Origin of the sequence: Petrotoga sp. 9PW.55.5.1, assembly GCF_003265365.1 — a bacterium.
Taxonomy (GTDB): Bacteria; Thermotogota; Thermotogae; order Petrotogales; family Petrotogaceae; genus Petrotoga.
Genome location: NZ_AUPM01000059.1, coordinates 1 through 19,324, shown reverse-complemented (window position 1 = coordinate 19,324; position 19,324 = coordinate 1). Strand labels below are relative to the sequence as shown.

At 30.2% G+C, this 19,324-nt stretch carries 21 protein-coding genes and 2 tRNA genes; 10 read left to right on the top strand and 13 right to left on the bottom strand.

Annotated elements, in window-relative coordinates; genetic code table 11:
* The 4 genes from PW5551_RS08830 to PW5551_RS08815 all read left to right on the top strand — a co-directional run.
* Window positions 1-247: DUF4351 domain-containing protein (locus tag PW5551_RS08830; RefSeq protein WP_370445943.1), on the top strand; the 247-nt coding region annotated here is incomplete at its 5' end.
* 754 nt (window positions 248-1,001) lie between these two features.
* A complete protein-coding gene (locus tag PW5551_RS08825) occupies window positions 1,002-1,331 on the top strand; it encodes a hypothetical protein (RefSeq protein ID WP_113075414.1) in 330 nt (109 codons plus the stop codon).
* The gene (locus PW5551_RS08820) at window positions 1,324-1,824 is read left to right on the top strand and encodes a hypothetical protein (RefSeq protein WP_113075413.1); all 501 of its coding nucleotides are present in this window, start codon (window positions 1,324-1,326) and stop codon (window positions 1,822-1,824) included. Before PW5551_RS08825 ends, PW5551_RS08820 begins: the two co-directional genes overlap by 8 nt.
* Window positions 1,825-1,833: 9 nt before the next feature.
* Window positions 1,834-2,916, top strand: a complete 1,083-nt coding sequence (locus PW5551_RS08815) for a hypothetical protein (RefSeq protein WP_113075412.1) — start codon at window positions 1,834-1,836, stop codon at window positions 2,914-2,916.
* A gap of 104 nt (window positions 2,917-3,020) precedes the next feature.
* Here PW5551_RS08815 and eno read toward each other — a convergent pair whose 3' ends face one another.
* From eno to PW5551_RS08765, 10 genes are all read right to left on the bottom strand, one after another.
* Window positions 3,021-4,322 (bottom strand): phosphopyruvate hydratase, encoded by a 1,302-nt coding sequence (gene eno, locus PW5551_RS08810; protein ID WP_113075411.1) that lies wholly within the window; start codon window positions 4,320-4,322, stop codon window positions 3,021-3,023.
* 48 nt (window positions 4,323-4,370) lie between these two features.
* Window positions 4,371-5,069 (bottom strand): UMP kinase, encoded by a 699-nt coding sequence (gene pyrH, locus PW5551_RS08805; RefSeq protein WP_113075410.1) that lies wholly within the window; start codon window positions 5,067-5,069, stop codon window positions 4,371-4,373.
* A 60-nt stretch (window positions 5,070-5,129) separates the two neighbouring features.
* Window positions 5,130-5,723: a translation elongation factor Ts gene (gene tsf, locus PW5551_RS08800; protein ID WP_113075409.1), complete on the bottom strand. Its 594-nt coding sequence runs from the start codon at window positions 5,721-5,723 to the stop codon at window positions 5,130-5,132.
* A 128-nt stretch (window positions 5,724-5,851) separates the two neighbouring features.
* Window positions 5,852-6,334, bottom strand: a complete 483-nt coding sequence (coaD, locus tag PW5551_RS08795) for a pantetheine-phosphate adenylyltransferase (RefSeq protein WP_113075415.1) — start codon at window positions 6,332-6,334, stop codon at window positions 5,852-5,854.
* Window positions 6,335-6,378: 44 nt separating this feature from the next.
* Window positions 6,379-7,461 carry a tRNA 2-thiouridine(34) synthase MnmA gene (gene mnmA / locus PW5551_RS08790; protein ID WP_113075408.1) on the bottom strand — a complete coding sequence of 361 codons (1,083 nt, stop codon included), beginning with the start codon at window positions 7,459-7,461 and terminating at the stop codon, window positions 6,379-6,381.
* Complete coding sequence (locus PW5551_RS08785) at window positions 7,454-7,921, bottom strand: Rrf2 family transcriptional regulator (RefSeq protein ID WP_113075407.1); 468 nt, start codon at window positions 7,919-7,921, stop codon at window positions 7,454-7,456. The genes mnmA and PW5551_RS08785 overlap by 8 nt, the downstream gene beginning before the upstream one ends.
* Window positions 7,922-7,974: 53 nt before the next feature.
* Window positions 7,975-9,762 carry a 3D domain-containing protein gene (locus PW5551_RS08780; RefSeq protein ID WP_113075406.1) on the bottom strand — a complete coding sequence of 596 codons (1,788 nt, stop codon included), beginning with the start codon at window positions 9,760-9,762 and terminating at the stop codon, window positions 7,975-7,977.
* On the bottom strand, window positions 9,759-10,421 hold the full coding sequence (locus tag PW5551_RS08775; protein WP_113075405.1) for a DUF2225 domain-containing protein: 663 nt from the start codon (window positions 10,419-10,421) through the stop codon (window positions 9,759-9,761). Before PW5551_RS08775 ends, PW5551_RS08780 begins: the two co-directional genes overlap by 4 nt.
* Window positions 10,422-10,424: 3 nt before the next feature.
* Window positions 10,425-11,339, bottom strand: a complete 915-nt coding sequence (gene ftsY, locus PW5551_RS08770; protein WP_113075404.1) for a signal recognition particle-docking protein FtsY — start codon at window positions 11,337-11,339, stop codon at window positions 10,425-10,427.
* A 1-nt stretch (window position 11,340) separates the two neighbouring features.
* A complete protein-coding gene (locus PW5551_RS08765; protein ID WP_113075403.1) occupies window positions 11,341-12,645 on the bottom strand; it encodes an alpha-amylase family glycosyl hydrolase in 1,305 nt (434 codons plus the stop codon).
* Window positions 12,646-12,940: 295 nt separating this feature from the next.
* Between PW5551_RS08765 and PW5551_RS08760 the strand changes: the two genes are divergently transcribed.
* Genes PW5551_RS08760 through PW5551_RS08750 form a run of 3 tightly spaced genes read left to right on the top strand, consistent with a single transcriptional unit; the run spans window position 12,941 to window position 15,404 of the window.
* The gene (locus tag PW5551_RS08760; RefSeq protein WP_113075402.1) at window positions 12,941-13,315 is read left to right on the top strand and encodes a DUF2089 domain-containing protein; all 375 of its coding nucleotides are present in this window, start codon (window positions 12,941-12,943) and stop codon (window positions 13,313-13,315) included.
* A 13-nt stretch (window positions 13,316-13,328) separates the two neighbouring features.
* A complete protein-coding gene (locus PW5551_RS08755; RefSeq protein WP_113075401.1) occupies window positions 13,329-14,441 on the top strand; it encodes a DUF4097 family beta strand repeat-containing protein in 1,113 nt (370 codons plus the stop codon).
* A gap of 3 nt (window positions 14,442-14,444) precedes the next feature.
* Window positions 14,445-15,404, top strand: coding sequence for a hypothetical protein (locus tag PW5551_RS08750; protein ID WP_113075400.1), 960 nt, complete (start codon window positions 14,445-14,447; stop codon window positions 15,402-15,404).
* Here PW5551_RS08750 and PW5551_RS08745 read toward each other — a convergent pair.
* Window positions 15,401-16,126 carry a WecB/TagA/CpsF family glycosyltransferase gene (locus PW5551_RS08745; RefSeq protein WP_233488498.1) on the bottom strand — a complete coding sequence of 242 codons (726 nt, stop codon included), beginning with the start codon at window positions 16,124-16,126 and terminating at the stop codon, window positions 15,401-15,403. The genes PW5551_RS08750 and PW5551_RS08745 overlap by 4 nt on opposite strands.
* A gap of 236 nt (window positions 16,127-16,362) precedes the next feature.
* Between PW5551_RS08745 and PW5551_RS08740 the strand changes: the two genes are divergently transcribed.
* The 3 genes from PW5551_RS08740 (at window position 16,363) to PW5551_RS08730 (ending at window position 17,901) form a co-directional block, all read left to right on the top strand.
* On the top strand, window positions 16,363-17,700 hold the full coding sequence (locus PW5551_RS08740) for a trigger factor (RefSeq protein ID WP_113075398.1): 1,338 nt from the start codon (window positions 16,363-16,365) through the stop codon (window positions 17,698-17,700).
* 44 nt (window positions 17,701-17,744) lie between these two features.
* Window positions 17,745-17,821 (top strand) — tRNA-Asp (locus PW5551_RS08735).
* A 3-nt stretch (window positions 17,822-17,824) separates the two neighbouring features.
* Window positions 17,825-17,901, top strand: a tRNA-Cys gene (locus PW5551_RS08730).
* Window positions 17,902-18,001: 100 nt separating this feature from the next.
* Here PW5551_RS08730 and PW5551_RS08725 read toward each other — a convergent pair.
* The gene (locus PW5551_RS08725; protein ID WP_113075397.1) at window positions 18,002-18,829 is read right to left on the bottom strand and encodes a site-specific DNA-methyltransferase; all 828 of its coding nucleotides are present in this window, start codon (window positions 18,827-18,829) and stop codon (window positions 18,002-18,004) included.
* 383 nt (window positions 18,830-19,212) lie between these two features.
* Entirely contained in the window at window positions 19,213-19,305 is a 93-nt protein-coding gene (locus PW5551_RS10870; RefSeq protein WP_370445944.1) for an IS3 family transposase, read from the bottom strand.
* Window positions 19,306-19,324 lie beyond the last annotated feature (19 nt).

The window sequence follows — 19,324 nt, the reverse complement described above, 5'->3', positions numbered from 1 at the left end:
TAGAGAAGAAGCAATGAGGGAAGGAATTGAAAAAGGTAAAGAAGAAGGTAAGCTGGAAGGAAAGAGAGAAGGCAAACTGGAAGGAGAAAAGGAATTTGCAATTAAGATACTTAGCCGTAGATTTGGAAAAGAATTAACTGAAGAATTAAAAGAAAAGATTAGAAACACAGATGAAAAAACAATAAATTACATAGGAGATAATCTATTAGAAATAACCATAGATGAATTAAAAGAAATTCTGAAATAAAAGTATAAAACTTCCTAAATAAGTATTAATTTACCTATTGCAAAGGATTTAGATTTAATGCACCTCTTGAGAGGTGTATTAGTTTTAATTCCCCTTCGAGGAAGGGGAATAGAAATGACTACCCCGTCTGCAGCACAAAACGCTGCATCCACCCCTTCGAGGAAGGGGAATAGAACCGACTACCCCGTCTGCAGCACAAAACGCTGCATCCACCCCTTCACAGAAGGGGAATAGAACCGACTACCCCGTCTGCAGCATAAAACGCTGCATCCACCCCTTCACAGAAGGGGAATTGGCTTGAATTCACATCTGAAGAGGCCTATTGGTTTTTATTCCACTTTTTGAAGGGGAATTGAACCAAAATACTTCTCAAATACTTTATTAAATAAAGCTATTTCTTCCATTTTTCTACAATCTCCATGAGAGGTGATTACGAGGAGAATCTTACAGACTAAAAGAAAAAGTTGATTTATTTTCGAATGTTTCTAATTCTTAATTCTATTTTTTGTACATTTTTATTTTCCTTTTTTTGTACATCTAGGTATTGACTTTTACATAGTGGACTCACTCCTTTTTATTTTATTCTATTATATCCCTTTTTTCTTTGTCCACTATAATATACTAACACCATTTCTATTACATTTACCCCTTCAAAAAGGGGAATTGTGGACTATATTTTAAAATTCGTTCAATTTATGGTACAATTTATTTGTAAGCTTGAATTTTATCTTATGATGTTTTAGGAGGGTTTTTAATGTTCAATTTTTTTAAAAAAGATAGAGATAAAGCTAATAAAGCAACGGATAAGAACGTTTTTTATAGCGAGAAGAACGCTTTGGTTATTTATTTTAAGTGTTCAAAATGCGGAGAGATGTTTAGAAGTTATTTGAGGAAAGGGTATGATTTTATCACCGATTACGATAACGGTGGTTATAAGATTGATAAGGAATATATTGGTTCAAAGTGTTTTAATAAGATTCATTTAACTGCTTCTTTTGATAGAAATTATAAGTTGGTAGACTTTTCTTTGGATAATGGCGAGGTGATTAGTAAGAAAGAGTGGGAGGATAGCAATAATGGCTAAGCCAAAGGATACTAATTTGAATCTTTTTGAGTATAGACCAGTTAGACCTTTTCTGCAAATACCAGAGAAGGTTCTGATGTATGTTTTACAGTTGACTCCCTCTTCTTTTGCAAAGGTTTATTTGTATTTATATAATTTGAGTTATGGAGTTGGTTATGATCATACAGTTACACATACAAGCGTACGAGAGATAGCTTCTAATTTGAATATTAGTATAGGTAGAACACAAAATGCTATTACATACTTTAAGAAATTGAAGGCTATAGAGAAGATTGAATCAAGAGCTGTTATTGGAACTAAGTACAGGGTTAATCTCCCTGAATATTCTTCTGCACAAAATAATTGGTATTTTACATCTCCTAATAACGTTCGTTATATTATGATGAAAGAGAAGCTTTTGACTTCTGATAAGCTTGTTACCGCTAAGATAAAGAGGTATAAGTCAGTTAAAAAGTCTTTAGAGTTAGGTTTGTTCGATAATCAGGAAAAGTAAGGTAATTGTATGTACGATAAATTATTGAGTTATATTATTGGTCAAAGTAATTCTTATTTAACTAAATATGCTCAAAAGAATAATATTAATCGAATGTTAGGCCTTGTTGTTCATTCCAAAGATAATTTAGTTATTATAAAGGTTAAAGATTTTCTTTTCTTTTTAGAGAACAATAGCGATCAAAGATTTAAAAAAGGCATGAATGTAAAATTAAACTTTTTAAAGGATTCTACGGATACTTCATCAGACTTTTCACTTAAGATGAAATATCTTGGCGAACTTTCAAAAGATGGTTTTAGGGTTAGTTTCAAACTTCCTGGAAATTTAACTTCTTATATTAACGTTGACTTCCCAAATTTGAGTGAGAGTAATAAACTGAGATTGTCTATATGGCTTTCTGATTTTTCTCACACTTTTAATACACAATTAAAAAATTTGGGAAAGATAGATTTTTCGACTCAGGATATCAATTCGCTGAAGATTTTTTCTGAAAAGATAATTAAGATACTTTCTAATTTTTTCAAAGAAAGTTTTACTTCAGTTCCATCTCCAACAGAAACTGCAAGTAAATTGGTTGATCTTTTAAAAGTTTATATGAATAAAGAAAAGACCCCTGAATTATTTTCAAAAGATGAGATAGATATTTTAAAAGAAAAATTAGATTTTTTAAAAAACGATGAGAATGTTTTAGTGAAATCTTTATTTAAAGAGGAAAATAAGGGTTTACAGGAAAAAAGTATTTTAAATAAGAATTTGAATAGTTATTTGATTATCAGAAACTTGAGTTTAGAATCAAAGTCGCCCTTAATGTTTTTTTCAGTTTTTGGTTTGCCTGTTTTTTTACAAATACAAAGAGAGTTTAAAGATAATTCAAAAGGTAGTTTAGTTGAAGATAATCCTCAAAAGTTAAATTTTATCTTATTAACTAACTATTTTGGTGTTTTGGATATAAATTTAACGCTTTTAAAAAAAGAGATGTTTATTAAATTTGATATTGAAAGAAATGACGAAGTATTTAAATTTAAGACAAACGAGTTAATCAATCTCTTGAGCAATAAAGGGTATTCTCTAGGGAGAATTGAATTTTTATAGAGTTATTTAATATGATAACTACTATATCGTTCAAGTATTATAGTTAATGATAGATATTAAAAAACCGGCTCAAGTAAGCCGGTTTATTTTTTAATGCTATTTTATTATAATTTCTTTATAGAATAGAATGCGTTTAAACCTCTGTATTGAGCAGTTCTATCTAGTTCTTCTTCGATTCTTAATAATTGGTTGTATTTTGCAATTCTATCTGTTCTTGAGAGAGAACCAGTTTTTATGAATCCAGCATTTGTTGCAACTACTAAGTCAGAAATAAATGTATCTTCACTTTCTCCTGATCTATGAGATACTACCGCTGTCATGTTATTTTTTAATGCCAATTCTATGGCATCTAATGTTTCTGTTACAGTTCCGATTTGGTTCAACTTTATCAAAATAGAGTTGCTAGCTTTTAAATCTATACCTTTTTGTAATCTTTTTACGTTTGTTACGTATAAATCGTCTCCAACAACTTGTACTTTGTCTCTTACTTTTGCAGTAAAGTTAGAATATGCTTCCCAATCTTCTTGATCAAAAGGGTCTTCGAGAGATTTAACTGGATATTTGTCAATTAAAGATATGTAGTAATTAGCTAATTCTTCTCCACTCATTTCTTTTCCATCTACTGAGTATTTCTTTGTTTCTTCATTGTAGAATTCTGATGCAGCCGCATCCATCGCAATAAATACTTGCTTACCAGGTTCGTAACCAGCTGATTCAATGGCTCTAATTATGTATTTTATAGCCTCTTCATTTGAATTTAAGTTGGGAGCAAATCCACCTTCATCTCCTACTGCAGTAATGTGTCCTTCTTTCTTTAATATACTTTTTAGGTTGTGGAATATTTCCGCTCCAGCTCTTAAGGCATCTTTGAAGGTATCAAAACCTGCTGGCATGATCATGAATTCTTGTATGTCTAAGTTGTTGTCTGCGTGTTGTCCGCCGTTTACAATGTTCATCATTGGAACGGGCAATACTTTTGCGTTTACTCCACCTAAATATTTATATAATGGTAATCCAAGTGAATTTGCAGCTGCCCTTGCTACAGCCATAGATACAGCTAGAATAGCGTTAGCTCCAAGATTGTCTTTGTTTTCAGTTCCATCTAATTCTAGCATTGTTTTGTCAACATTCACTTGATCAAAAGCGTTTAGTCCTACTATTTCTTTTTCTATTATGTTGTTAACGTTGTTTACTGCCTTAGTAACACCTTTTCCCAAATAATAATCTTTATTTCCATCTCTTAATTCTAGTGCTTCAAATTTACCTGTTGAAGCTCCTGAAGGAACTATTGCAGTTGCGGTAACTCCTGTTGAAAGTGTTACCTCTGCTTCAACGGTAGGGTTCCCCCTTGAGTCCAGTACTTCTCTAGCTTTTACGGCTACTATTTCATCATAAAATTTTTCCATTACAAAAACACCTCCTATGAATTTTATACATTTTATGTATTAATAATATTATGGAATTACTTTTGTTCCTACTTGTTCCCCTTGAACGGCTTTTAATAGATTTCCAGTATGAAAGAAATTTATTATAATAACTTGAAGATTATTTTTTTCACATATTGAGAAAGCCTCTGTATCCATTACCTTTATCTTTTGAGAAATTGCTTGTTCGTATGTTATGATATCATATTTTTTTGCTTCTTTAAACTCTTTTGGATCCTTATTGTACACACCATCGACTTTTGTTGCTTTTATTATTACGTCTGCTTCCATTTCTACTGCTCTTAAGGCAGCAGCAGTATCTGTTGTAAATAGAGGGTTAGAAGTTCCACCAGCAAAAATTACTATATATCCATTTTCAAAATATTGTTCAATATCGTCATATTTTATGGGGATTACAGAGGGTAATTGTACGATGTTAGAAATTACAACTGATTTAAGGCCACTACTTTCTAAGTAGTTTTTTATATAAATAGAATTTATAACTGTACCTAACATTCCAACTTGATCGGCGATTTGTATCTTGAAATTTTTTAAATCTTTTCCTCTTATAATGTTACCTGCGCCTACTACCAGTCCTAATTTTATACCTTTTGACGATATTTTTTTTATTTCGTCTACTAAATATTGCATATTTTCTTCAGAAAACCCTTTGTTCCCTTCTCCACCTAAAGCTTCACCGCTTAATTTAAGCAATACCCTATTGTACATAGGTCCTCCTTTGTCAATTAAAAAATAGTAAAAAAGGGCGGATAATTCCACCCCTTATAATCATTGGCCTATAGCGTATCTTGTAAATTTATCTACAGTTATATTTTCTCCAACTTTTGCAATCATCCGACTTATTAAATCTTTTATCTTTTCACCTTCGCCAAAAACATACTCTTGCTCTAACAAACAATTTTCTGAATAGAACTTTTCTAATTTATTTTCTACAATCTTTTCTTTGATATTGTCAGGTTTGTTAGTGTTTTTTAATTCTTCCATGTATATTTCCTTTTCTTTTTCGACTACATCTTCAGGAACGTCTTCTTGAGATATCCATTTTGGATTCATAGAGGCTATTTGAAGAGAGATTTTTTTGGCTAAATCATGAAAGTCATCAGTTCTTGCTACAAAATCGGTTTCGCAACCTAATAAAAGCAACACACCAATTTTTTCGTTATGGTGAATGTAAGAGTAAACGATTCCTTCATTGGTAACCCTACCGGCCTTTTTAGCGGCTTTAATAGCACCTTTTTTTCTCAATATTTCAACAGCTTTTTCTACATCTCCGTTAGCTTCTTGCAAAGCATTTTTACAATCCAACATGCCAGCTCCCGTTGAGCTTCTTAAATCTTTAATCTTTTCAATTGATACATCCATTAAAATACCTCCTGTAATTGTTATTTTTTGCTCAAGCTATAATTAATACAATATATTTGTTTTTTAAAACCAATGTATTTTAGCATATTTTATTGAATTTTTAAATAAAAAAAACATTTCATATATTACTATTTTTTTAATAATCTTTCTTTTAACTTTGATTCAACATACGGTGAAACCCATTTACTTATATCCCCATCATACATAGCTATTTCTTTTATCATAGAAGATGAAATATAAGAAAACTTCGTATCAGCCATGAGAAAAAATATCTCTAATTCGGGTAACAAAGATTTATTTGCATGAGCCATTTGAAGTTCATATTCATAATCACTTACTGCTCTTAAACCGCGGATCAGATTATATATTTTATGTTCTTTGAGATAATTAACTAAAAGTCCGTTATATGTATCTACTACAACGTTTTTTACTTCTTTCAAATCATTTTTGACCATTGCGAGTCTTTCATCTAAAGAAAACAGATAGTTTTTATTTGGATTATCCATTACAACAACGTGTAGTTTATCGAACCTTTCAATTGCTCTTTTAACTATATTTACATGACCAAATGTTATTGGATCAAAACTCCCGGGATATACTGCATCTCTTATTCCATCCAATGTTTTCACCTCAGCTTTTATTGAGATAACAATATTTAGACAATTATTCCAGAAGCTAATATAACTCCGTCATTATCATACACTGTTGCAAACTGTCCCGGAGTTACAGCAAAAATAGGTTCCTTAAAAGAAACTTTTAAAGAATTTTCGGATATTTTTTCTATAATTGCTTCCTTTTCCTCACTTTTTTTTCTGATCCTGCATAAACCTTCAATTTTATCAAAATCTATTATAAAATTAACGTTAGTGGCTATTAGTTCATTTGAATATAACTTTTCAGTAGGAGCTACTACTAATGCGTTTTTTTCAGAAATAATTTTATATACATGCATCTTAACTGGGAAGTTTTTATAATAGTTTATTCCCGTTCTTTGACCTATTGTATAGTTGGTATAACCCGAATGCGTTCCAACTTCGTTACCTTCTAAATCATAAACTATTCCTTCGTTAGGTTCAACTTTATTTTCTTTAAGATATCTTCTATAATCATTATCGGGGATAAAACATAATTCTTGGCTATCTGGCTTATCTGCAACACTTAACTCTAAATTAGCTGCTATATCTCTAATCTCTGTTTTGTGCATATTACCTAAGGGGAAGTATAATTTAGGTATGTTTTCAGCTTTTATATATGATAAAAAATAAGATTGATCTTTATATTTATCTATTCCTTTTTTAAGAACAAATCGAGAGTATTTTTCTGAGTATTCTTTTAAAATATAATGTCCACTAGCAATATATTCAGCATTGTATTCTTTTGCTATTTCTAAGGCTTTGCCAAATTTGAAATATCTATTACATAACATACAAGGATTTGGTGTTTTTCCATTTTTATAGGTTTTGATAAAATAATCGATAATCTTTTCTTTAAACTCTTCTTTGATATCAACTATTTGAAAATCTTCCAGTTCTAATTTATCAGCTATTTTTAGTGCATCCAAAGTGTCAGAAGGACTACAACAAACCTTTTTAGTTTCAGGTATCAATGAAAAAACAATATCGCTGACAGTTTTAAAATGGATTCCAATAACTTGGAAATTTTGTTCTTTTAGCAGATAAGCAGCAACGGAACTGTCTACTCCTCCACTCATAAGCATTACAATTTTATTGTTAGACATTGATTTTTTTCTTTGTACCTCCCTTTTGAGCTTCCTTTAGTGCGGCTAATTTTTTACCATTGTCTATAACATCTTGTAGAGTCATTTTCCTTAATTCTAGCATCATTGCATTGTCTACTCTTTTCCAAACAAATTCTATGGCACATTCTATTTCTATCTCACATTCACCTATCACACAATCAAAAGATTGGAGTGGTTTATCTAACACTCTTATAATTTCACTCAAACGAAGTTCTTTTGGATCTTTGTTTAAATAATATCCACCAAACTTTCCGCGAATAGATTTTACAATTCCCGCATCTCTAAGTTCTATAAATATTTTTTCCAAAAAATCTTTTGGAATTTTTTGTCTTGCAGAAAGTTCACTAATGGAAACTTTATCCCTTCCTTCATCATTTGTTAATACAGCTAGCTCGAATAAAGCCCTTAATGCGTAACCACTTTTTACGGTAAGAGACATTATCTATCACTCCTTTTTATCGTTTCTTTGTTGAAAAAACAATTATCAACATCTTAAGATTTTTGTCCCACAATATAGACGGTTATATTTTCTAAAGTATTGTTAGCTCTCCTTACATCATTAACATATATATCTATTTTGTTACCTTTAACCATTGCTCCCGTATCTTGTACTTCAAAAAATCCTTTATTAGGGAGATCTGATAGTTCAGGTATATAAACTATTGTGCCTAAAGGTAATACATTTGGATCTGCTGCTATGGTTTTATACGATATTGGTTTTTCTCCTGATCTTGTCAATCTAAACGTTGGAGAGTATACCAATTTGTCATCCCATTCTGTATAAAAGGTAGCTCTAAATTCTCCAACATTTTTGTAAAAAAGTTTGAGAGGGTCCCTTGGTTCCCCATTTTTCCAGAGTTCAATAGTTACAATACTATCAGAAGAAACCAAACCTAATGAAGTGTTACTATCAACCCATTTACCTTCTGCTACATATGGAGTTTTAATATTTCCAACAACACTTATAATCGAATTTCCGTGATCTATTTTTATATACCAATTACCATTTCCGGATTTACCACTTTCTATTACCCTTCCTGGTAATATAGGATAGATTTGTTCTGTTTGAGCTAATACTCCTATATAACTTGTTATTCCACCACCTACTCTTTCACCAAATTTAAAGACAATCTTTTCATAATCAGCGATTTGAGTTTTAGAAAAAGGCCATTGGATATACTCTTCAATATTGTTAACAGGGATTATAAGTTCTTGCCCAATCCTTATATTTGTTGATTGCAGATTATTAGCCTGCATTATTATTTGTACCCCTTTATTACCTAAATTGAAAGCATTTGAGATGTTTATAAGGGTATCTCCAGCTTTTACTTGGTATCTAACCTCGTTGGTGTTTTCAAATAAATAATTCATTTCAGCTTCGCCTAAAGAAAGGTACAGTTGATTGATTTTTGTATCGATATTCTGAATTTGTCCTAGATATTTTTCATTCAAGGTGTTAGGTGGTTGAATTAAAACTTTATCCAAATCATATTTGATGTTGTTCACCTGTTTTTCTATATTTGCTACTTTATTTTCAAGAGATTTTACATTCAAAATATTTTCACTTTGATTCATATAATAGAATTTTGAAACTGTTTCTTCAGTCTTGTATTCAACAAGGTTATTAACATATTTTTCTAAATCCATCTTTTCTACTTCTTGTTGTATAATTTCTTTTAAATTTCCGTCTTCTAAAAAATAAAACTCTGAATCTTGTATATTTTTCTCTAGGTTATCTACTCTTTGATTCAAGGAATTTACACTTTCTAAAAGAATTGTTTGATCACTTTTAGGGATGTTATTGACTATATTTTGCACTTCTTTTATTTGATTTTCCAAGGTTAAAATTCGGTTATCTAGATTCAATACATTATAATCGTTTTTAATGGGTTCGCTTTTTGTATCAATTTGATTTTCCAATTTTTTCACACGTTCATCCAAGTCTAATAGTTTATCAATTTCTTCTGAGCTTTTTCCTTCGTAAAGGTAATTTTCTAAACTTACTAACCTACTATCAATATTATTGTATTGATCTTTTAGACTTTTAGACATATTATAAGAATAACTGCTGTTCATTGATATTTGATAAATATTGTCGGATAAAGTGTTAATTTCTTTTTCCATTTGGGTTAATCGAGTATCTAAATCTTGAAGTTGTTGTTTGATTAATTCTAAATCTTCATTTGGTAAAGTTGGTTGCTCAGTTCCTGGTTGAAACATAGTACAACCCGTTAAGAAAAAAACAGCAAAAATTAGAATAAACCATCTTAATTTTCTCAATTTAATTCACCCCTTAGAAACTTCGCTGCTTTCAAATATTGATTTTTTGGATTATTATAATTTCTTATCAAGCTATCCAATATATTTGCAGCCTCCTTCTTATTTTGGAAACGGTAGTATATATATCCTAAGTAAAAAGAAGAAAGTATGAAGTCATCTTCGTTAAACTTTTCATAATAATTTTCGATTATTTTTGCACAATAATAGAGAACTCCTAACTCTTTTTCTTCATCCTTTTGTTCTCTGTATAACCAAGATAATTTTATCAAAACTTTAATAACTTCTGAAGGAAGATTTAGAATTGAATAAATATTTGAAGCGATTAAAATTTGAGATTCAAAAAAATTCTCAGATTTTTGCGATGTATTATCTACTTCAAGAGATATATTCATTTTTATTTTTAATAGAAACTCTTCTATTTGATTTTTATTTGTTTCATTTATAAAATCATAGATATAATTTTTATCAGATTCTTGAAAAGTAAAATAACAGTCAGGACAAGTAACCATAGAGTAAAGGAGAACATTCACCCCCCTGTATTCTGGCTTTAAGTCCAGATCATAAGAACTTACTTTTATGGCAGTTGAAGCAACTTTATCGTAAGCAAATTCTTTTTCGCAAATTGGACATATCGCAAAATCTCTGATAAACTCATTCATAATTTATCCCTCTTCTTCTATACCTAATAATGCATTACAATAATTCATCGGATCAAATATTTCTAAATCATCCTCTTTCTCACCAAAGCCAACAAGTTTTATTGGTACTTTTAATTCATGATTTATTGAAAACGCAATGCCACCTTTAGCTGTTCCATCTAGTTTGGTAACTACTACTCCAGTGATATCAATTGCTTCTTTAAATGCTTTAGCTTGAGATATTCCGTTTTGTCCAGTGGTACCATCTAACACTAGCAAAGTTTCATGGGGTGCACCAGGAACTTCTCTTTCTATTATCCTTCTGATTTTTTTCAACTCCTCCATTAATATAGATTTTGTGTGTAATCTTCCCGCTGTATCAATCAAAACCACATCTTTGTTTTTAGATTTTGCGTGAGTTACTGCATCATATACCACGGCAGCTGCGTCGGAACCTTTTTGATGTGCTATTACCGTTGCATTTAGCCTTTTCCCCCATTCTTTTAACTGTTCTATTGCAGCTGCTCTAAATGTGTCAGCCGCCGCTAGTACAACCTGTTTGCCTTGTTTTGAATATAACTTTGCTAACTTAGCAGTAGTGGTAGTTTTCCCACTACCATTGACTCCTACTATAAGTATGACATAAGGTTTTTGTGTAAACTCATCAACTATCTCATCTTGCTTCAAATTTTCAACTAAAATATCTCTTAAGAGTAAGAGCGGATCATCTTGAGAGTTGTCTTTTATATACTTTTCTTTCAATTCTTCCAAAATTTTATTTGTTACTTCCACACCCATGTCAGACATGATTAAAATCTCTTCTAACTCTTCAATAACCTCATCGTCTAAAACTTTACCACTAAATATAGTTTTGATGTTTTTGAATACTGAATTTCTGGCTTTACTTAAACCCTTTTTAAATTTATCAAAAATACTCATTTTATTCCCCCCAAGATGAATTCCTTTTATTAACTTGAATTATTAGAGGTGATTTTCTTATTGTGAATTTCTTTTCTATTGAAATTATTTCATTTGATAATAAATCAATACCATAAACAGAGAAATCAACTGGAATTTCCCCATATCTATCCTCTAAATTTAAAATAGTTATGTATTCTTTTTCTTCATTTGACCAAATAATTTCTAATATTCCTTTTGAAATTTCTCTTATATTAAAATCATCACATTCACTTTTTATCTCTTTACACTTGTTAACAATCTTTTTGAAAAAACTCAAAAATTCATAATCACCGTTGTTCCATTTTATTGGGTCTTTTTCAAATAAGTTAGGTAATTTATCGAACATCAGTTCTTGACCAGCATAAATTAAAGAAGCTCCCGGCAAAAGGTTATAGAAAACAGACCAATTTTTTATCTTATCCTTACCGTTTAAAACAGAAGCTATTCTTGGATTATCGTGATTTTCCAAAAATCTCATTTTGATAGAATTGGTTGGTAACATCGTTTGCTGCAAAAATAAATGATTTAAATAAAAGCTCAAATCTTTTTCTCCTCTGAAATAACTTCTTAAATAGTCAAATCCATCATAATCATATGTTAAGTCAAAGGCCTGATACACTTCAGCATCTGAGTGTACATTGTACCCTTCTTTTCTTAAAGAATAAATAAAATTAAGATCGAGGGATTCTGCTAGCCAAATTATCTCTTTGTTCTGATTCAATCTTTCTCTTGCTTCTTTCCAAAATTCTATCGGAACTAGTGGTGCCACATCACATCTAAAACCATCCACGCCTATATTTACCCAGCCATATAAAACATTGATTAAATAATCCCATAATTCACGATTAGAATAATCCAAATCGTAAACATCATTCCAAGATTCTACCTTCCTTTTTATATTACCATATTCATCTTTTAAAAACCATTCGGGATGAGTTTCTAAAAGTTTTGAATCTTGGGAAGTATGGTTGAATACTATATCTATCATTACTTTCAATCCGTTTTCATGTGCTTTATCAATTAATTTCATAAAATAATCTTTGCTTCCTATTTCCGGAGTAATATTTTCGTAATCTTTTATTGCATAGGGACTCCCGTGGGTACCTTTCCTATTGACTTTCCCAATTGGATAAAAAGGCATAAACCAAATTATGTCAGTTCCTAGAGCTTTTATTCTTTCCAAGTCATTATATATATCTGTAAAAGTTCCTGCGTTTCCATAATTTCTAACAAAAACCTCATAAATAACGCTATTCTTTAACCACTTTGGTGTGTCTATAGCCACTTTTTATCCTCCTCAATATTTTCAATGTTGTTATTAATCGTTTTGAATAAACATTGATATTATACCATTGAATTGATTATATCAAATAGATATCAAATTTTAAAAACTCCTTTTTTTCAATTTTTTACTTTAATATATTTATAAAAATATTTGAATAATAAAATATTTTAATTATTAGTTGACTTTTTTTAATCTTTATGATATAATTTTTGTAAGTTATTCTATATTTATATAAAAATTCTTGTATGACAACTTTATTTTTTTAATTAAGCTGTTTTGAAAAGGAGGTTGAAAAATGGCCAAATATAGACTGTCTAAGTGCCCTGCTTGCGGGGGTAAACTAAATATCATCAGATACCAATGTGAAGATTGCGGTACTGAAATTTCCGGTAACTTTGAACTGGAAGAATTTGCTCGTCTTAGCGATCAACAATTAACTTTTTTAAAAATATTTATTAAAGTACGTGGAAATTTATCAGAACTTCAAAAGGAGTTAGGAATTTCTTATCCAACAGCTAAGGCAAGATTAGAAGAACTAGCAACTGCTATGGGGTATGAATCTGAAACTGTAGAAACCAGAGAAAAAACGTTGGAAATTCTAGAAAAAATAGAAAAGGGTGAAATAACTCCGGAAGAAGCAAAAGAAATACTAAAGAAGTATAAAAAATAAGGAGGAATGCTTTATGCCTATAGTTAATCTTGATAATTCAAAAGCTATCATAATCTTTGCAAAAAATTTCCAAGGTGATGTTGAAGTTCTTTACGGACCAGTTAGCCATTTGGAATATGAAGATTTGGAAGTTGATATAAAAACTTCTTGGAATTCAGATAAAACAATTGCTACTGTAAATATAAATTATGAAAAAGGGGATTTTCTTTCAAAATTTTTTTCTTTTTCAAAAAATTTTCACCAGATTCCAATAAAACTATTTGTAAATGAAGAAGTTAAATCTCTAAAATTAGATCTTTCATCTGCAGATTTAAATATTGATCTTGATTCTACAGAAATTGAAGAATTAGTAATTAAAACATATTCTGGAGATTTTGATGTGTCAGGAGCACCTAATTCTCATATGCTGAATTTTTTTGAGATTGATTCAAAATCAGGTGATGCAGAAATTGATTTAAATGACACAACCGTTGAGGAGTTTATCTTAAAAAGCGCTTCAGGAGATTTTGACATTTACAATACGAATATATATAATTGCACTTTTTCCTTTGCTAGTGGTGATCTTACGATTGAGAACTCTGAAATCAAGGATTTAAATCTCAATATGGCCTCTGGAGATGTGTCAGTTGAAAACTCTTTAATAACAAATGCTAAAATTAATGCAGCAAGCGGTGATATTTTCATTGATAGTTTAACTGATGATTTTTATTGTAGGATTGATGCCGCTTCAGCTGATGTTAACCTCTATGTTCAAGGCAAGGAAAGTATTTATCTAGAAGGAGCTATAAAGAAATTAGCCTCATCCGTTAAATCCAACGTTGATTTAATACAAACCTATGAAAAATCAAATTTTGATAAAAAAAGAGTTTTAAAAATCAACATCTTAAGTGGAGACGTTACAATTAAAGGTAAAGAAATTGAATATCTAGCCGAAAATACTTTAAAAAAGGATCAAACAAAGGAAAAATCTTTCTCATCTGACGATTTTTTAACTGTAGAAGAAAAAAAGATTTTAAACTTGTTAAAGGAAGAAAAAATTTCAAGAACTTTCGCAAAAGAGCTTTTAAAAGAGTTGGGTTACTCCGAGGAAGACTCGGAAAATTTCTTAAAAAACAGGGGGGTTTAAAAGATGCAAGGAAGAATTATTCTAATTACCTTAGGTATCTTGATTTTTCTTTCGGTTTTGTTTAATGAAATTTTCATCAATCTCTCAATTTTAAAGTTTTTCTTTGGAATTATCTTTTTATCCTATGGATTCACATTTTTTAAGAAAAGAGACACCGGTTCTTTAGGAAGTCTGATTTTTGGGGTAATATTGTTAATTGATTCATTTAGCCTTTTTCCAACCGTTTTAAACTTTTGGCAAATTTTCTTACTTTTGATCGCTTCATACATTCTGGCAGCAGGATTATCTGGAATTTTCCGCGTGAGAAGACCTCATAAGAAAATTAATAAAGAGATATCCATATCAGATTATCCAAAAGAATTTTCTGGGGATTCTCTAAATTTATCTGTAGATGTTGATTGGAGCTATATTACGATTGAACCGTCCCGAAATTTAGCGATACAATCAGGATCCCCGTTAAGAATTAAAGCTAGTATAGATTCTGAAATATATTCATTTAAAAAAGAATATTTAAACAATGAAGTTAAAATATTTAACAAACTCATGGTATCTAACGTCAAAGTTCCCAGAAGATCAAAAATATCAGTTTATTTAAACGAAAATATCTCTTATGGATTTTTGGCCAAATTGAACGTTAGTGATGGCTACTTAAATTTTAGAAATATAAAGACAAATAACGTTAGAGTAGAAACAACGGCATCTAAGATCACTATTATCCCTTCAGAAATTGACAATTCAAACATTGATATTGATTCAAATGTTTCATCTATAAATGTAAAATTACCAAACAATACCGCTTTGATTATGAATCAACTTGGGGAATTAAACTTCAAAAATTTAGAATGGATGAATCAAAGAGAAGATGGGTCTTATATATCAGCAAATTTCTCTGAAGCCTCTTATACTTGTTATTTAAATATTTCTTCAGAAATGTCAAAATTAAATATAGAATTTATTGATTAATTGTTTTTTCTATACAAATTTATATAAAATTTCAACAAAATAGGTAATTTTTTGAACCTGTGGGGCTCCTCAAACATGCGATACAACCATTCCAATCCTAACTTTTGATAAAAAGCCGGAGCCCTTTTTACACTTCCCCCTATTACATCAAAGCTTCCTCCAACTCCCATCATCAGCTTTACATTTAATTTTTTATAATTTCTAAAAATAAATATCTCTTGCTTTGGTATCCCCATTCCAACAAAAAGAAGATCAGCTTTACTTTCATTTATATTTTTAACTATTTCTTCTTCCTGATGCTCTTCAAAATAACCATTGTGATAACCAGATACTTTGATTTTAAAATTACTTTCTATTGTTTTAACAGCCCTTTTTACACTTTCCTCAAAAGATCCTAATAAATAGACACCATAATCTTTTTCCTTTGATAAGTTTAGCAAAAAGTTCATTGTATCTATACCTGGACAGCGTTCGGTATCAATTCCTTTTCTTTTTAATAATTTGACTATTCCTATACCATCTGGTATTGAAAAAGAAGCATTTTTTATTGCCTTAGAATAATCATTATCTTTCAAATATTCCATATACATTAAAGCATTTAAAGTCACTATCCATAACTTTTCTTTGTTTATTTGATTTTTAATATGAGTATAGATTTCTTCTTGAGCCCCATAAAGTATCTTTAAATCTTGTAAATTAAAATGTTCTATCAAAACTGTCACCCCTGTTAATTGTCACTAACCTTTTTATTTTAACATACTATAGGCATTTTTTCCATAAAATAGTTTATTAATATTTTTTATATATTTTACTGATTTCATTTTTTAAAAAAATCGTATCCAGGAAAAAGTTTACAGTTAAAAAATAAAAATTGACGTTTAATTAACAAAATAAAGTTACTTTCATTGTATAATAATTTGTACTTTGAATAAAAACATGAGTTTTAGGAGGCTAATTTATGGAAAAGACACTTTTACACGAAAATAAAAACGTTAAGAAATATCTAATTAAATTTTCAAAGGAAGAAATAGAGAAATTAGAAAATAATATTGTTAGAGAAATTAATAATCGCTATACTTTTGAAGGGTTTAGAAAGGGAAAGGTACCCAAGCAAGTTATTAAGTTACGCTTAGGTTCTGATTTTGACAATATGTTATTAGAAGAGGCTGAACATGAACTTGATCATAAAATTAGAGAAGAAGAAAAATTGCTTTTTCCAATGATTATAGAATCTCGAGCTCAAGATGTAGAACATATTGAGTTTGAAGTTTTATTACATACATATCCAGAAGTAATAAAGACTGATTTTGAAAATATGGAAGTAAAAATTCCTGAATCAAAAGAAATTGTTGAAGAATATGTACAAAGAAGATTAGATGAATTGTTAGAGAGTAATGCTATTATTGAACCAAAAGACGGACCAATTGAATATGAAGATTATGTTAGAATTACTTTCAGCATAGTTGATGAAAACGGTGAGATTCTAGAAGAAGAAAAAGAAGATGAAATTATTGTAAGAAAAGATGACGAAAGGGATTTAGTAAAAAACCTCGTAGGAAAGACAAAAGATTCTGAGTTTGAATTAGAAAAAACACAAGATGATAAAAAAATCATCCAAAAAATCAAAGTAGGACAGGTTTACTCTCGCAAACTCCCTGAATTAAATGATGCTTTTGCGAAAGAACTAAACATAGAAGTTGAAACATTGAGTGAATTAAAAGAAAACTTACAAAAGGAAGGAGAAGATGCGGTTAAAAACTGGCACGAACAATTCGCCGTGAATTATATCCTTTCTGAATTACCCAACTATGTTCAAATAGATATTTCTGACGAAAGCCTCAATTACTATATCGATACATCTATTCAAGATTTAAAAAACAAAGAGAAATATGAAGAAGAGCTAAAAAAACATGATAACGATGAAAACAAATTTAGAGAAGAAATTAAAGAAAGTGCCCTAAAATGGATTAAAGAGGTAGTTATAATAGAAAAAATTTCAGAAGAAAACAACATCAAAGTAGAAAATAATGAACTCTCACTAGAAATTAAAAACTTCTCCTCGATGTATGGAATTCCTTTTTCTAGAGCTCAAGAAATTATGAATTCTAATCCCGAATTGATGAATGAAATCATTTGGAACAAATTAAGAGAAAAAGTTGCTTTATTGATAAAGGATAAAGTCAAGATAGTTGAAATTTCTAAAGAAGAATTTGAAAAAGATACTGATACTGAAGTTCAAAATACTTCTAATCAAGAAGAAGTATCCAACAACGAGGAAGTTAAAGACAAAGAATAATCTAGACAAAGTGGAAATTATATGATAGAATATCATTGGCAAATGGGGACGTAGTGAAGTTGGTTATCATGCCGGTCTGTCACACCGGTGCTCGCGGGTTCGAGTCCCGTCGTCCCCGCCAAATGGCAACGTAGCCAAGGGGTCAAAGGCGGCGGTCTGCAAAATCGCTATTCGAGGGTTCAAATCCCTCCGTTGCCTCCATGATTATTGACGATTTTTCCCTCACTTTTTAAGACGGTCAACTAAATACAAACGGGTAATTATAATTACCCGTTTTTAATATTGGATTTATAGCTCTTCATTAGGATGAGCTTTGAAGTACTCCATTATCAGATCTTTTAGAGTTAAAGAGTTTTCGTTCATTTATTTTACCCTCCCTTATTAACCTGCTTTTAGCTAATTGACAATAAGTTTTCTCAATTTCCACTCCTATTGATCTTCTTTTATTTAGATAAGCAGCTAATAAAGTCGTACCTGACCCCATAAAAGGATCTAAAACAACGTCTCCTACGTAAGAAAACAGTTTGATACATCTTTTTGGCAATTCTAGTGGAAAAGGAGCAGGATGTCCAATTTTCTTTTTACTTTCCCCAGGGAAGGTCCAAAGGCCATTTGTCCATTCCATAAATTCTTCTTTAGTAATATCTGATTTTTTACTTCCAGAAGCTTTTTTCCATCTTTGCTTATATAATATCACTATCAATTCTACTGGAGCTATAACATAAGGTGCCGAAGCTGAAAGCCATGATCCCCAAGCGGTTCTTCTAGATATATTCCCTTCATTCCAAATAATTGTCGAATGATATTTAAATCCAATGTCTTTTGCTAATACAGTTAAATCAGCACCAACGCTTTGTTGACCACCTTTGTTTTTATCCAGGGGTATATTTAAGCAAAACCTACCATCATCTTTTAACCAGTTGTAGCAATTTGATAGCCATCTTTTACTAAAGTCAAGGTATTCAAGATATGATAGTTTATCATTATGGGATGCGTAATTAATATCTACATTATAAGGTGGAGAAGTAATAATTAAATCAATACTGTTGTTATCAATTTCATTAGTTGTTAATACATTATCATTTATTACTTTTGTTCCATCACAATCAAAAAATATTTTTTCTTTCATATTATTTTCAACTCCTAAAACTTCTCATTTTACAAGTTTCTGCAAAAAGTTCCCACTTAATGTTTGAAATTAGTGAATTACCATTTTTAAAATATTTGTTATAAACAAAATCTAATTTCTAAGCTTTTTCCGTTACTATAAGTATAACACAAATTATAATTTAAGTTTTATGCATTATGTGCAAGTATATAAATAATCTTAGATATTGCTAGTAATATCTAAGTTTTGATTAAATTAATTACTTTTATTCAGCCCTATCAATCATGAAATTTAGGACTTAATTTTTTGACATCCCAATTATATCCATGCTACTTCCTACAGAAAATATAAAAGCCCTGAATTTGAACTGCCCCATGTCAAGTAGACACAAAAATTAATAAAAACTATATACAACTGGATGCTTGGTTTCTGAACTCAACAGGAGCCAGGCATCCGAGTTTTTTCTGGAATCTATCTTCGTTATAAAATGGTTTAATTCNTCCTTCCTTGAAGGGG

Bases quoted from the DNA above. Each gene is read 5' to 3' on its own strand.
- PW5551_RS08825 (WP_113075414.1), top strand. From the start codon at position 1,002: ATGTTCAATTTTTTTAAAAAAGATAGAGATAAAGCTAATAAAGCAACG.
- PW5551_RS08820 (WP_113075413.1), top strand. From the start codon at position 1,324: ATGGCTAAGCCAAAGGATACTAATTTGAATCTTTTTGAGTATAGACCA.
- PW5551_RS08815 (WP_113075412.1), top strand. From the start codon at position 1,834: ATGTACGATAAATTATTGAGTTATATTATTGGTCAAAGTAATTCTTAT.
- eno (WP_113075411.1), bottom strand. From the start codon at position 4,322: ATGGAAAAATTTTATGATGAAATAGTAGCCGTAAAAGCTAGAGAAGTA.
- pyrH (WP_113075410.1), bottom strand. From the start codon at position 5,069: ATGTACAATAGGGTATTGCTTAAATTAAGCGGTGAAGCTTTAGGTGGA.
- tsf (WP_113075409.1), bottom strand. From the start codon at position 5,723: ATGGATGTATCAATTGAAAAGATTAAAGATTTAAGAAGCTCAACGGGA.
- mnmA (WP_113075408.1), bottom strand. From the start codon at position 7,461: ATGTCTAACAATAAAATTGTAATGCTTATGAGTGGAGGAGTAGACAGT.
- PW5551_RS08785 (WP_113075407.1), bottom strand. From the start codon at position 7,921: ATGTCTCTTACCGTAAAAAGTGGTTACGCATTAAGGGCTTTATTCGAG.
- PW5551_RS08775 (WP_113075405.1), bottom strand. From the start codon at position 10,421: ATGAATGAGTTTATCAGAGATTTTGCGATATGTCCAATTTGCGAAAAA.
- ftsY (WP_113075404.1), bottom strand. From the start codon at position 11,339: ATGAGTATTTTTGATAAATTTAAAAAGGGTTTAAGTAAAGCCAGAAAT.
- PW5551_RS08760 (WP_113075402.1), top strand. From the start codon at position 12,941: ATGGCCAAATATAGACTGTCTAAGTGCCCTGCTTGCGGGGGTAAACTA.
- PW5551_RS08755 (WP_113075401.1), top strand. From the start codon at position 13,329: ATGCCTATAGTTAATCTTGATAATTCAAAAGCTATCATAATCTTTGCA.
- PW5551_RS08750 (WP_113075400.1), top strand. From the start codon at position 14,445: ATGCAAGGAAGAATTATTCTAATTACCTTAGGTATCTTGATTTTTCTT.
- PW5551_RS08740 (WP_113075398.1), top strand. From the start codon at position 16,363: ATGGAAAAGACACTTTTACACGAAAATAAAAACGTTAAGAAATATCTA.
- PW5551_RS08725 (WP_113075397.1), bottom strand. From the start codon at position 18,829: ATGAAAGAAAAAATATTTTTTGATTGTGATGGAACAAAAGTAATAAAT.